Annotated in this window: 14 protein-coding genes; 3 read left to right on the top strand and 11 right to left on the bottom strand. The window is 59.2% G+C overall.

What is annotated here, in order from left to right:
* Positions 1–233 precede the first annotated feature (233 nt).
* A complete protein-coding gene (locus CCX46_RS27115; RefSeq protein WP_127929953.1) occupies positions 234–1118 on the top strand; it encodes a sugar nucleotide-binding protein in 885 nt (294 codons plus the stop codon).
* Positions 1111–2043, top strand: coding sequence for an NAD-dependent epimerase/dehydratase family protein (locus tag CCX46_RS27110; protein WP_127929952.1), 933 nt, complete (start codon positions 1111–1113; stop codon positions 2041–2043). The genes CCX46_RS27115 and CCX46_RS27110 overlap by 8 nt, the downstream gene beginning before the upstream one ends.
* Positions 2044–2508: 465 nt before the next feature.
* Here CCX46_RS27110 and CCX46_RS27105 read toward each other — a convergent pair whose 3' ends face one another.
* The 8 genes from CCX46_RS27105 to CCX46_RS30965 all read right to left on the bottom strand — a co-directional run bounded on the left by CCX46_RS27105 (position 2509) and on the right by CCX46_RS30965 (position 8922).
* Positions 2509–3207: an OmpW/AlkL family protein gene (locus CCX46_RS27105; RefSeq protein WP_007910962.1), complete on the bottom strand. Its 699-nt coding sequence runs from the start codon at positions 3205–3207 to the stop codon at positions 2509–2511.
* Positions 3208–3428: 221 nt separating this feature from the next.
* The gene (locus tag CCX46_RS27100; protein ID WP_127929951.1) at positions 3429–3947 is read right to left on the bottom strand and encodes a DUF3299 domain-containing protein; all 519 of its coding nucleotides are present in this window, start codon (positions 3945–3947) and stop codon (positions 3429–3431) included.
* Positions 3948–3958: 11 nt separating this feature from the next.
* Positions 3959–5224: an ABC transporter permease gene (locus CCX46_RS27095; protein ID WP_127929950.1), complete on the bottom strand. Its 1266-nt coding sequence runs from the start codon at positions 5222–5224 to the stop codon at positions 3959–3961.
* Position 5225: 1 nt separating this feature from the next.
* Complete coding sequence (locus tag CCX46_RS27090) at positions 5226–5936, bottom strand: ABC transporter ATP-binding protein (protein ID WP_122599851.1); 711 nt, start codon at positions 5934–5936, stop codon at positions 5226–5228.
* Between the two features lie 139 nt (positions 5937–6075).
* Complete coding sequence (locus tag CCX46_RS27085) at positions 6076–6675, bottom strand: DUF2796 domain-containing protein (protein WP_127929949.1); 600 nt, start codon at positions 6673–6675, stop codon at positions 6076–6078.
* Between the two features lie 158 nt (positions 6676–6833).
* Positions 6834–7400 carry a hypothetical protein gene (locus tag CCX46_RS27080; RefSeq protein WP_127929948.1) on the bottom strand — a complete coding sequence of 189 codons (567 nt, stop codon included), beginning with the start codon at positions 7398–7400 and terminating at the stop codon, positions 6834–6836.
* Positions 7397–8344, bottom strand: coding sequence for a CHAP domain-containing protein (locus CCX46_RS27075; protein ID WP_102899849.1), 948 nt, complete (start codon positions 8342–8344; stop codon positions 7397–7399). The genes CCX46_RS27080 and CCX46_RS27075 overlap by 4 nt, the downstream gene beginning before the upstream one ends.
* Positions 8341–8922: a PAAR domain-containing protein gene (locus CCX46_RS30965; protein ID WP_238704362.1), complete on the bottom strand. Its 582-nt coding sequence runs from the start codon at positions 8920–8922 to the stop codon at positions 8341–8343. Before CCX46_RS30965 ends, CCX46_RS27075 begins: the two co-directional genes overlap by 4 nt.
* Before the next feature lie 125 nt (positions 8923–9047).
* Here CCX46_RS30965 and CCX46_RS27060 point away from each other — a divergent pair, with 125 nt between their 5' ends.
* Positions 9048–9404: a hypothetical protein gene (locus CCX46_RS27060; protein ID WP_102899850.1), complete on the top strand. Its 357-nt coding sequence runs from the start codon at positions 9048–9050 to the stop codon at positions 9402–9404.
* A gap of 112 nt (positions 9405–9516) precedes the next feature.
* Here CCX46_RS27060 and trxA read toward each other — a convergent pair whose 3' ends face one another.
* The 3 genes from trxA to CCX46_RS27045 form a co-directional block, all read right to left on the bottom strand.
* Positions 9517–10389: a thioredoxin gene (gene trxA / locus CCX46_RS27055; protein WP_127929947.1), complete on the bottom strand. Its 873-nt coding sequence runs from the start codon at positions 10387–10389 to the stop codon at positions 9517–9519.
* Between the two features lie 183 nt (positions 10390–10572).
* Positions 10573–11226 (bottom strand): class I SAM-dependent methyltransferase, encoded by a 654-nt coding sequence (locus tag CCX46_RS27050; protein WP_127929946.1) that lies wholly within the window; start codon positions 11224–11226, stop codon positions 10573–10575.
* Positions 11223–11687, bottom strand: coding sequence for a YbaY family lipoprotein (locus CCX46_RS27045; RefSeq protein ID WP_127929945.1), 465 nt, complete (start codon positions 11685–11687; stop codon positions 11223–11225). Before CCX46_RS27045 ends, CCX46_RS27050 begins: the two co-directional genes overlap by 4 nt.
* Positions 11688–11809 lie beyond the last annotated feature (122 nt).

The raw sequence follows: 11809 nt of genomic DNA, 5'->3' as shown, positions 1-11809 counted from the left end.
GGGCCTCATCGCGAGCAGGCTCACTCCTACAGGGGAATGCATTTCAATTGTAGGAGTGAGCCTGCTCGCGATGGCGCCAGTCGAAGCGCTACAAATATCCGGGATGTACACTTTACGGATGACGGTTGCGCACTAAACCCGCAAAATGCAACGATTCCGGTAATTATCGACGACGGTTCCACGAGATCCGTCGCTAAAGCCATCGTTCCAATCAGACTGGGCCTGCTGACTCTATGCGAATGCGCCTTATGTTACTGGGCGGCGGAAATGCCCTTGGGCAGGCGCTGATTCGCCTCGGTGCGGAGGAAGACATCGGTTTCCTCGCCCCCCGCCCGCCCGAAGACGGCTGGGATGCCGCGAGCCTGACCCAACTGCTCGACGACACCCGTCCCGACGCGTTGATCAACCTCGCCTACTATTTCGACTGGTTCCAGGCCGAAACCGTCAGCGAAAGCCGCATGGCCGGGCAGGAACGCGCGGTTGAGCGTCTGGCCGAACTGTGCCAGCACCACAACATCGTCCTTGTGCAGCCCTCCAGTTATCGAGTGTTCGATGGTTCGCGCGCCACGGCGTACAGCGAAAAAGACGAACCAGTGCCCCTGGGCCTGCGTGGTCAGGCGTTGTGGCGGATCGAACAAAGCGTTCGCGCCACTTGCCCGCAACATGTGCTGCTGCGTTTCGGCTGGCTGCTCGATGACAGCCCGGACGGCACCCTCGGACGTTTCCTCGCACGGGCCGAGCAACCGGAAGAATTGCTCCTGGCCGATGACCGTCGTGGCAACCCGACGCCAGTCGATGATGCCGCGCGAGTGATCATTTCAGTGCTCAAACAACTTGATTGCGCCGCGCCGCTGTGGGGCACTTATCACTACGCGGGCCACGAAGCGACCACACCGCTGGCGCTGGGTCAGGCGATTCTGACTGAGGCGCGCAGCCTGCACGCCCTGGCCATCGAAGCGCCGACCGCCCAGGCCCACGCCGCGCGGCCGGACGCTGCCGAGGAACCGCAACACGCGGTGCTGGCCTGCAAGAAAATTCTGCACACTTTCGGGATCAAACCGCGCGCCTGGCGTGCGGCGCTCCCGGGCTTACTGGATAGGTTCTACCGTCATGGCTAAAGGGACTGTATTAATCACTGGCGGAGCCGGTTTCATTGGCTCGCACCTGACCGATGCGTTGCTCGCTGCCGGGCATTCGGTGCGCATCCTCGACGACTTGTCGACTGGCAAACGCAGCAACCTGCCGCTGGACAATCCGAAGGTTGAACTGATTGTTGGCGACGTCGCCGATGCGGCGCTGGTGGCCAAAGCCATGCACGGCTGCAGCGCGGTCGCTCACCTGGCGGCTGTGGCGTCGGTGCAGGCGTCGGTGGATGATCCGGTGAAGACGCATCAAAGCAACTTCATTGGCACGCTGAACGTCTGCGAAGCCATGCGTCTGGCCGGGGTCAAGCGCGTGGTGTATGCCTCCAGTGCGGCGGTGTACGGCAACAACGGCGAGGGCGAGTCGATTGATGAGGACACGCCCAAAGCGCCACTGACGCCTTACGCCTCGGACAAGTTGGCGGGCGAGCATTATTTCGATTTCTATCGTCGCCAACATGCGCTGGAACCGGTGATTTTCCGCTTCTTCAACATTTTTGGCCCGCGTCAGGATCCGTCCTCGCCGTATTCCGGGGTGATCAGCATCTTCAGCGAACGCGCGCAGAAAGGTCTGCCGATTACCGTGTTCGGCGATGGTGAACAGACGCGCGATTTCCTGTATGTCGAAGATCTGGTCGATCTGCTGGTGCAGGCGATCGAAAAGCCTGAGGTGGAGGTCGGTGCAGTGAACGTCGGCTGGAATCAGGCAATGAGCCTCAAGCAGATGCTTGAAGCACTGCAAGCGGTAGTCGGTGAGCTGCCGCCCGTCAGCTACGGCCCGGCGCGTTCCGGCGACATCCGGCATTCGCGGGCGAACAACGCTCGCTTGCTGGAGCGCTTCAAGCTGCCGCAGCAGACGGCGATGAGCGTGGGTTTGGCGCGGTTGCTCGGTCGCTCCTGAAAATCCCCTCACCCTAGCCCTCTCCCAGAGGGAGAGGGGACTGACCGAGGTGTTCTTTCGAGTTACACCGACGTGAAATACCGAGTCGAACTCAGGTTTTGAAAGTCACCCAAATCGCCTCCCTCTCCCGGGGGATAGGGGACTGACTGAGGTGTTTGGACGAGATACATCGACCTGAAATATCGAGTCGAACTCGGATTTTAAAGGCACCCAAATCGGCTCCCTTTCCCCCTCTCCCTGAGGGAGAGGGCTGGGGTGAGGGGGGGATCCAGCTCACGCCACAGGTTTTCAGCGGACATGAAAAAGGCGCCCTTTGACAGGCGCCTTTTTCACGGCCGGAATATGTCGCTATCCCTGTGGCAAGGGGATGTTATCCCCCGATCAACTGCGTACGGTCGCCGTCAGTTCTATGCCTGCTCGCCACCAAGCCTCATTCACCACCACGTGAACGTTCGATAACTCGACTTAGAACTTATAGCCCAAGCCAACCATGTAGATGAACGGATCCACATCGACGTTGACCCGTGCGCGAGTGCCCGGTGCAACCGCGTTGTTCTCGACGGTGGCGCGGGTGTCGATGTCGATGTAGCGCACTTGGGCGTTGAGCATGATGTTATCGGTCAGCATGTAGTCAGCACCGACCTGCCAGGCCAGACCCCAGGAGTTTTTCGCCTTGAAGTTGCTGAAACCGTTGGCGCTGGCTTCGCTGCCAACGTGCTCGTCGTAGATCCAGGTGTAGTTGATGCCACCGCCGACGTAGGGCTGGAACGGCGACTTCGAGTCCAGCGGGTAGTACACAACGCTGAGGGTTGGCGGCAGGTGTTTCAGGGTGCCGAGCTTGCCATTGGCCGCTGGCAGGGCAGTGCCCTTGAGCTTGACGTCATGCTCGAACGGCGTGGCCGCGAGCAGTTCGAGGCCGACGTGATCGGTGAGCATGTAGGCGAAGTTGAGACCCAGTTGGGTGTCGCTGCTCATGGTCGCCTTGCCGCCCAGATTGGTGCCGCTCAACGGACCCTGATCGACCTTGACGCTGGAGCTGTCGGCCTTCGGGTTGACGGTGATCGCACCGGCGCGGATGAGGATGTCACCAGCTTCGTGGGCGTGGGCGAGCGGGGCTGCGAGCGCAAGGGCAAACAGCGAGGCGCTGAGCAAGGACTTGTTCATGGGGGCTCCGAAAGGACGTTAGAAATGTCTGATGTCCTATGGTACGAAGCCAACTGATACGGTCTTTTGACTCAGCTCAATGAAACAGTGAAGGAGCAGATTTCTGTGGAACCTTGAGAGCCTCTTCGCGAGCAGGCTCGCTCCCACCCTGGAATGTGATCTCCTGTGGGAGCGAGCCTGCTCGCGAAGACGATAGATCAATCAACACAAAACCGCCGGATTCACTCCGGCAGCTCATACACATAAATCTTGTCGGCATCCATCTGATACCCGGCATCCGCCAGTTCGCTGCTCGACGCCTTGACCTGCAACGGCCCCTCGACCCAGTACGGCTGATACAGCTCATCAAGCTTCACGCCCAACTCGCTTTTGACATGCACGATCTGGTTCGACGGCGGTGGCGGCACATGGATGCACGCGCCGAAATACGGCACCAGCAAAAAGTCTGTGGTGCGCCCTTCTTCGTTGACTTCCAGCGGCACGATGTAGCCCGGCAAACGAATGTTCTGCCCGTCGAGCGACTTCACCACCGGCGCGTTCGGCAGGTCCTGCTTCGCCGCTGGCGCGGACTCGGCAGACAACGCATCGCCCATCTTCGACAGGTCGTGCAGCGGCGTCATGTTCGGCACTTCCGGCGCAGCGTCCGGCGGGATCATTTCCGACCACGTCAGGTCTTTCGGCGCCGCTGCCCACACGGGCAGGGCGATCAGCAACAGCAGCGCGAGTGCAGCGCGGGGCATGGTGAACATCCTCATAAACGGATCGACAGGCCATCGGCCAAGGATTGGCGATAAGCGCGCCAGGCCGGCACGCTGCCCATCAGCAGCGCGGCCGCCAGAATGCCACCGAGCAGCGTCCATTCATACTCGCTCGGCCATGCCAGCGGCAGATACAAACCGTAATTGGCCTGCACGTAACCCTGCGCAGCGGCGATGCCGATGTACAACAACGCAACGCCGGCGATCACCCCGGTCAGCGCCAGAGCAAACGCTTCCAGCACCAGCAGACTCGCGATGTGCCACGGTCGCGCACCGACCGAACGCAGAATCGCCATTTCGCGGCGCCGTTCGTTGAGGCTGGTGAGAATCGCCGTGAGCATGCCGATCAACCCGGTCAGCACCACAAACAGCGAGACCACAAACAGCGCTTTTTCGGCGGTGCTCATCAGGCTCCACAATTCTTGCAACGCTACGCCCGGCAGGATCGCCAGCATCGGTTCGCCACGGAATTCATTGATCTCGCGTTGCAGCGCAAACGTGGAAATCTTGCTGTTTAGACCGAGCATGAATGCAGTGATCGCTTGCGGCGTCAGGTCCATGTTGCGCGCCTGATCGGCGCTGATCCGGCCGTTGCCCCGTGCCGGCACACCGTTGTGCCAGTCGATGTGAATCGCCTCCATGCCGCCGAGGCTGATGTGCAACGTGCGATCGACCGGGGTGCCGGTGCGCTTGAGAATGCCGATCACGGTGAACGGTTTGTCGTCGTGCTTGACCAGGCTGATTGCCGCCACACCGTGGGCCAGCACCAGTTTGTCACCGAGCTTGTAATGCAGCGCCTCCGCGACCTCGGCACCCAGCACCACTTCAAACGGATCCGTTGCAAACGCGCGGCCGTCGGCCAGTGCCAAGTGTTGCTGGCGGCCGTACTGGTAATGCTCGAAATAGGCTTCGGTGGTGCCCATCACGCGATAGCCGCGATGGGAGTCGCCGAGGGACATCGGGATTGCCCACTTCACTTTCGGGTTGCTGGCGAAGTGTTCGAAGCTGTCCCAGCGGATGTTGTTGGTGGCGTTGCCAATACGAAACACCGAGTACAGCAGCAGGTTCACCGAGCCGGAGCGCGCGCCGACGATCAGGTCGGTGCCGCTGATGGTGCTGGCGAAACTGGCTTTGGCTTCGGTGCGCACCCGCTCGACGGCGAGCAGCAGGCACACCGACAGGGCGATGGCGAATGCAGTGAGCAGGGCGGTAAAACGGCGGTTGGCCAGGCTGGCCATGGCCAGACGAAACAGATACATCTCAGACCTCGGCAGACGTGGCGGCGCGATTGAGTTCGGCCAGGGACAGATGACGGTCGAACAGCGGCGCCAGGCTCTGGTCGTGGCTGACAAACAGCAGACTGGAGCCGGCCTCGCGGCATTCGGCGAACAGCAGGCGAATGAAGTTTTCCCGGGCGTCGTAATCCAGTGCCGAGGTTGGTTCGTCGGCGATCACCAGCTCAGGCTGGCCGATCAATGCGCGTGCGGCGGCAACCCGTTGCTGTTGGCCGATCGACAGCGAGTCGGCGCGACGGCTTAGGATGCTTTCATCCTTCAAACCCAAGTGGGCGAGCAAGGTCGCTGCCGCTTGATCGACACTGCCGTGGCGCTGTTTCGCCCGTTGTGCGCGCATTTTTGAGAAGTGACACGGCAGCTCAACGTTCTCGCGGACCGAGAGAAACGGCAGCAAGTTGAACTGCTGGAAAATGTAGCCGGTGTGATCGACGCGGAAGGTGTCGCGGGCGCCGGCGGAGAGTTCGGTCAGCTCCTGGCCGAGCAGGCGAATGCTGCCGCGACCGGGTTTCTGCACGCCGCCGAGCAGGCCGAGCAGGGTGGTCTTGCCGCTGCCGCTGGGGCCTTTGAGGAACAGAGTTTCGCCGGCTTCCAGACGAAACGCCGGGATGTCCAGCAACGGCGGGTGACCGGGCCAGTTGAAGCCCAGGTCGGACAGTTCGATGAGTGCTTGGGTCATGGCACCAGTTTCATGGTTGGACACTGAACCCTTGTGGGAGCGAGCCTGCTCGCGAATGCAATCTGACAGTCGACATCGATATCGACTGATGCACCGCTTTCGCGAGCAGGCTCGCTCCCACAGGGGATTTACGGAGTGATCAGAATTTCAGCGCGGCAGCCTTGGCCGTCACTTCGGTACCTTGCTGGCCGCTGGCGCTGATCAGTTGTACCTGAATTTTCTGCGTCGCCGGGAAGGTCTTGAAGACGTTCGCCAGATCCAGGGTCTTCAGCGCGCCCGGTGTGGCGCAGTTGAACTGATAGTGCGCATGGATTTCGCTGTGGTCGTGGTGATGCTCGTGACCGTCCTTGTCCGCTTCATCGTCGTCATGGTCGTCAGCATCCGGCTTGTCACCGAACAGCGGGCTCTCCAGTTCCTGACTGACCACTTTGCACCCGGCATCAGACGGCAGGCTGAACAGGGTCAGCGGTTTTTCCAATTGTGCGCGGGCGGCAGCGACTTTGGCCTTGTCGGCATCGCTGGTGGCGACGTGTTCGAAACCGACGAGGTTCATCGCCGGGCTTTCCAGCTCCAACTCCAGGGTCTGACCATCCAGCGCCGCGTTCAGTCGACCAACGCCATGCTCATGCGCGCCGAGGCTGCCGTGTTCATGGTCGTGATCGTGGTCATGCTCATCGGCAGCATGGGCGATAGCCAGCGGCAACAGGGCAAACGGCAAAGCGAGCAGCAGACGACGCATGGCGGTCTCCGGGAAGTAAAGTGAAGAGTTTGTTATGTAATCTTATAACGAAAGTGCGCAGAGTTTGCCCGTGTGCTCCGCTTTGCGCAAGACATGACTGAGCACCGCCCAAGGTAGATTCCGGGGCGGTGCTTAGATTGGAAGTCACGCTTTTAGAGTCAGAAGCCTGCGCCGGGATAGTCGAACCAGTAATGGCCCGATAGCACATAATTGATCAGATTTGCCTCAAGTACGCTCGGGGCATCGCGAGTGAAGCGCTGGCGCCATGCTGGCAGCCACCAGTATTTGATGGCTGTTCCGCGTGGGCGTATCACCACTTTCATGACCTCCTGATCTATTTTGCCCTCTGCATAGAGTTGATGGGTACGATCCATGAAGCCCATGTACTGACTGATCGGCAACTGGAACATCAATACGGTGGTGTAGATCTTTTCGCTCTGACTGAAAGTCGGGCTTTGCAGGATATGTAATGCTTCGCAGGCGTACGGCTGTGGCTGGCTGGCAATACTCTGGCCTTCGGGAGTGGAGAGAACATCGAAACGATCATCCATATCCCGCCAGTCTGTACGAAGGTTGCTCTCGAAGTAGTTGCGAATGAATACGCTAAGTGGTCCCGGTGCCGCGGAATCGTTTGTACAGGAAGAAAGATCGACAGGCGACCAGAAGCGCCACCCCATGATCAGCAGAAGGGGGATTGCAGGAAGTATCCAGAAAAGTCGTTTCATCTTGGCGTGCTGTGTTTGTACCGTCGAAAAATAGTGAAGTCATGGTCACCGCGTATTGCATTGCCTGCGGCGTTTCGAAAGCCTACGTCGTTGACTTCGACTTTCTCTCGGCCAGCGGAAATACAGACCCCATGGGTTAGCACGAAACCGACATGACCGCTGGCGTTAGAATAATTGACAGCATACGCACCGATATCGCCGGGTAAAGGTGAACGCTCCACTTTCCAGGTGGCGAGAAGGCGTTCATCGTCAGCCCATTCACCTGCCACAGGTGGACTGACCTTCATCATTCCTGGCAGAAATTTTGACTTGCCGTGTTCAATCCACGCGACATTGATGCCGATCGAGGTCAGTACGTCATAGACGAAGAGGTTGCATTTGTTGGTTTCGGCTGCAAATGTCACCGTTTTATTGATAGTCGGGTGTGGCAACGATTCTTTGCTCTTGCCATATGCCCATGTGGTGGAGCCACGATACGACAGCGCCGCCATCAATATTCGGCGCGGCATGTCCTGGATGACTACCTTGACGGTACGGGTCTCGTTCCTGCGTTTGACCCCGTACTCCACTTCGTAAAAAGTGTCATTTGAAACGGCACCGCTGGTGGACAAGGGCACTTTGACCCATGGAGAGACGGCGACGATCGACAAGGATTTTCCTTCGGTCAATGTGGCTGTGTGCATTGCCTTTGTCGCTCCCGATGCACCGACGATCTGGACAATAACTTCGTGGCTGTGGCGGTTTTTTATCGACGGCAATTTCTTTGTGCCCAAGGTTATTGCGGTTTGCTCCTTATCAGAGATGAGTGAGTAGATTCGGGGTTTGTCATCGTTCTGAATAATGTTGTCATCAATGACCAGCGCATCCACCAGCAACTGAAACTTGACTCCTTTGGGTGGCTGCATCAGAAAGTCTTTAAAGATCAGTTTGATTTCCGATTTCATGAAATATCCTGATCAAGGGTTTCTTCGTAGGCGTAAAACGTCCATTCCGAGTCTTCACCGACCAACAGAGTGTCGTAATCCGCATGGTTTTCAACCGGGTGTTCGCAGCCTTCACCCGTGGCGTTGCAGGTGCTGTCCTGCAAGACGGCAACCTTTTTTCTGTCCTTGAGTTTGTACGCCAGTCCGGGTTTTTCGCTGTCGTCCAAACGTTCAATGATCACTTGCAGATAACGGTACGAAGTCATCGCGACAACTGGTGAGCCCATGTCGATGGGGACAGGACGGCCTGTTCCGGCAAAACCACTGTGTTGTTGGGGAAGCAGCTTGTTGGACATGGGCGGGCAGCCGCAGGCGACATAGTCATCTACCAACGCTGCAGGGCCTGCAGGCAATATCAGTGTTCTTTCACCCACTGCCACGATCGGTCCCTTGCCGGGACCGCAAACCGGACAACTGGCGATTTGCCCGATGGAAGCGATGATTTTTCCTTCAATCTTGAGGTTTTCGTTTCCCTCAAGTATCACGCCGCCCGTCGAAGTCGGGCCTCCTTTTGACGCCAGCTTTCGTCCTGAAGACATGGGCATCCTTCCCATGGAAAAAACAAAAATGTAGTTGATAACTCTCGAACTGCCAGCTGCCTACACTTGGTGTTACACATGTACCGTGGGAGCATGCAGGTCAGAAATGTACGGAGGCGAACTCAATGTTGCGGATACGCGGAACCGTCGGCGACGTGCCGGTGGATTTGACGGTGGAACTGGATGACAACGACTGGGCGAAGCTGGGCTCAGCCCTTGGCGCACAGCCGCAGATAGCCCAAGCGGCGGCCGTGGCGGTGCCAGCGGCGAAACCGCAAAATCAGGACGATGCGTTGTGGCAGGTCGCCAGGGATTTACTGCGCAAGGCTGGCCAGCTCAGCGGGCCGGATCTGCTTGAGCAACTGGAAGGCCTGACCGGCAGCGCGGTGTCAGGCAAGCGCCTGCTGGTACGACTGCGCCACAGTTCGGACGTGAAAGTGGTGAGCGGCGGGGATACGCCGCTCTACAGCTGGATCGAGTGAACCGCAAAAGATCGCAGCCAGCGGCAGCTCCTATAGATGCAGCGTTCATCCGCAAAATGCGCGGTGAACACAATCCCGTGTAGGAGCTGCCGAAGGCTGCGATCTTTTGATCTTAATAAAGCGCAGCAAACATCTTGCGGCGGTACACCGTCACCAGCGGATGATCGTTGCCCAGCAGCTCGAACACCTGCAGCAAGGTCTTGTGCGGCAGACCTTCGCCATAACTGCGGTTGCGGATGAACAGCTTGAGCAGCGCCTCCAGCGCCGCCTCGTATTGCTGGCGCGCCAGTTGCTGAATCGCCAGTTGATACACCGCTTCATCGTCCTGCGGATCTTTCGCCAAACGCGCTTTCAGGTCGGCGGCATCCGGCAGGTCACGCGCCAGGCCGAGGAACTTGATCTGCGCCTTGGCTCCGGCCAGTGCGGCTTTGTGTTCGTCGCTCTTGACTGCATCCAGCACGGTTTGCGCTTCGTCCAGTTCGCCGCGTTCAGTCAGGCAGCGCGCGTAGAGGATCAACGCCTTGGCGTTGGTATTGTCTTCATTGAGCATGACCACCAGCGCCGCTTCGGCATCGGCGTATCGACCGTCATCGAACAGTGCCTGAGCCTGCTCGAACGGATCGGCTGCGGCCGGCGGTGGCATTTTCACGTGCGGCTCAAGCAGGGCGCGGACGGCGGACTCTGGTTGTGCACCGGCAAAACCGTCGACCGGTTGACCGTCCTTGAACAGCACTACGGTCGGCAGGCTGCGAATGCCGAAGCGGGCGACGATGTCCTGCTCGATGTCGCAGTTGACCTTGGCCAGCAGCAACTCGCCCTGATAGCTCTCGGCAATCCCTTGCAGCATCGGCATCAGCGCCTTGCACGGCGCACACCATTCGGCCCAGAAATCCACCAGCACCGGTTTGTTGAAAGAGGCCTCGATCACCGACTGGTCGAAATCGGCCGTCGTGGCGTCGAAGATGTACGGCGTTTGCTGACTCATGGGGGATCTCGTAGAAGCGTGGATGGGGCAACTATACGGCTTGGCGGGGTGTGGCCGGAAGCGGTCAGCTTTTGAGAGGTGTGTTGCATGGGCGGACGCCTTCGCGAGCAGGCTCGCTCCCACAGGGGATTTGTGAACGACATAGATCCAATGTGGGAGCGAGCCTGCTCGCGAAGCTTTTAGCTAGCGCCGCGCATGGTACAGGCTGACATGTCTGAACTCTTCCGGCTCCGCCAGATCCGGCAACGTCATCGCCTCAAGCATTTCAATCCGCTCATACAACGGATGACGAAAATCCCGAACCCGCGAATCCGCCACCAGCGCTTCACGGCCACGACTCAAGAATGCATCGAGCAACGGCAGATTCGCCCGGTCATACAACACATCCGCCACCAGGATCAGATCAAACCGATCGGCTTCGGCAAAGAAGTCCGTCGAGTAACTCATCTCTACGCCATTCAGCGTGGCATTCGCCCGGCACGCGGAAATCGCCAGCGGATCGAGATCGCACGCCACGACTTCCTGCGCTCCGGCCTTCACTGCCGCGATCCCGGCAATCCCGGAACCGGCACCGAAATCCAGCACGCGCTTGCCACGCACCCACTCCGGGAACTCGGCCAGATACCGCGCCACCGCCAGACCACTGGCCCAGCAGAAACCCCAATACGGTGGCTCATGCAGAATTCGCTGAATTTCTTCCTGGCTGAACTCGCGATCCATGTTGTCGCCATCGATCAGCCATAGCTGTAAATCAGTGTCCGGCAACGCACAGACCTTGAGTCTGGCGTCGCCGAGCAATTCACCTAACGCCTGTTGCAGGTCGAGCGGTGCATTCATGGTGCTTTGACAAATTGCAGTTGGCCCAACGCCTGAGTGGTCGGCTGGCCGATAGTTTGCGACGGCAGATGCAGGATCAACTGACCGGACTGGCTGGCGCGACCGCGCAGCTCGACCCGCGCGCCGGCCGGGAAGGCGTCCGGGTTGAAGCGCAGGCGGAACGGCAGAACCTGGTTGTTGCCGATCAGGCTGGAACTGGCGAGCAATTGTTGCGGGCGATCCTTTTCATCGATCACCAGCAACGCCAGTTCGACTTCGGCACCGGCCGGCACGCCTTGCAGGGTGCCGCTCAGTTCGCGTTGATAGGCCGGCAGCGGGCCGAGGTCAGCGGCTTCCTTGGCTTTTTTCTGCGCCTGTTGCGGCGCAGGGCCCGGCGTTGGCGGCTGGGGCTTGGGTGCATCGCTGCCACAGGCCACCAGCAGGCTGAAAAGACTGAGCAAAACGAGCGGACGTAACGGCATTGGATGCTCCAGCAAAATGAAATCCATGGATCAAACGATCATGCCGTTCTGTATACCGCAAAGCCTATGGCTTGTCTTGCCACCGGGATGCGCTACCATGGCCCTCCCTTTTTTTGTTGCCA

The organism is Pseudomonas sp. RU47 (assembly GCF_004011755.1).
Lineage (GTDB): Bacteria > Pseudomonadota > Gammaproteobacteria > Pseudomonadales > Pseudomonadaceae > Aquipseudomonas.
This window is presented reverse-complemented; position numbering and strand designations above follow the sequence as displayed.

Coding starts and splice junctions, on each gene's coding strand:
- CCX46_RS27060 (WP_102899850.1), top strand. CDS start 9,048: ATGTTGCGGATACGCGGAACCGTCGGCGACGTGCCGGTGGATTTGACG.
- CCX46_RS27080 (WP_127929948.1), bottom strand. CDS start 7,400: ATGAAACGACTTTTCTGGATACTTCCTGCAATCCCCCTTCTGCTGATC.
- CCX46_RS27115 (WP_127929953.1), top strand. CDS start 234: ATGCGAATGCGCCTTATGTTACTGGGCGGCGGAAATGCCCTTGGGCAG.
- CCX46_RS27105 (WP_007910962.1), bottom strand. CDS start 3,207: ATGAACAAGTCCTTGCTCAGCGCCTCGCTGTTTGCCCTTGCGCTCGCA.
- CCX46_RS27090 (WP_122599851.1), bottom strand. CDS start 5,936: ATGACCCAAGCACTCATCGAACTGTCCGACCTGGGCTTCAACTGGCCC.
- CCX46_RS27100 (WP_127929951.1), bottom strand. CDS start 3,947: ATGCCCCGCGCTGCACTCGCGCTGCTGTTGCTGATCGCCCTGCCCGTG.
- trxA (WP_127929947.1), bottom strand. CDS start 10,389: ATGAGTCAGCAAACGCCGTACATCTTCGACGCCACGACGGCCGATTTC.
- CCX46_RS27095 (WP_127929950.1), bottom strand. CDS start 5,224: ATGTATCTGTTTCGTCTGGCCATGGCCAGCCTGGCCAACCGCCGTTTT.
- CCX46_RS27110 (WP_127929952.1), top strand. CDS start 1,111: ATGGCTAAAGGGACTGTATTAATCACTGGCGGAGCCGGTTTCATTGGC.
- CCX46_RS27085 (WP_127929949.1), bottom strand. CDS start 6,675: ATGCGTCGTCTGCTGCTCGCTTTGCCGTTTGCCCTGTTGCCGCTGGCT.
- CCX46_RS27075 (WP_102899849.1), bottom strand. CDS start 8,344: ATGAAATCGGAAATCAAACTGATCTTTAAAGACTTTCTGATGCAGCCA.
- CCX46_RS27045 (WP_127929945.1), bottom strand. CDS start 11,687: ATGCCGTTACGTCCGCTCGTTTTGCTCAGTCTTTTCAGCCTGCTGGTG.
- CCX46_RS27050 (WP_127929946.1), bottom strand. CDS start 11,226: ATGAATGCACCGCTCGACCTGCAACAGGCGTTAGGTGAATTGCTCGGC.
- CCX46_RS30965 (WP_238704362.1), bottom strand. CDS start 8,922: ATGTCTTCAGGACGAAAGCTGGCGTCAAAAGGAGGCCCGACTTCGACG.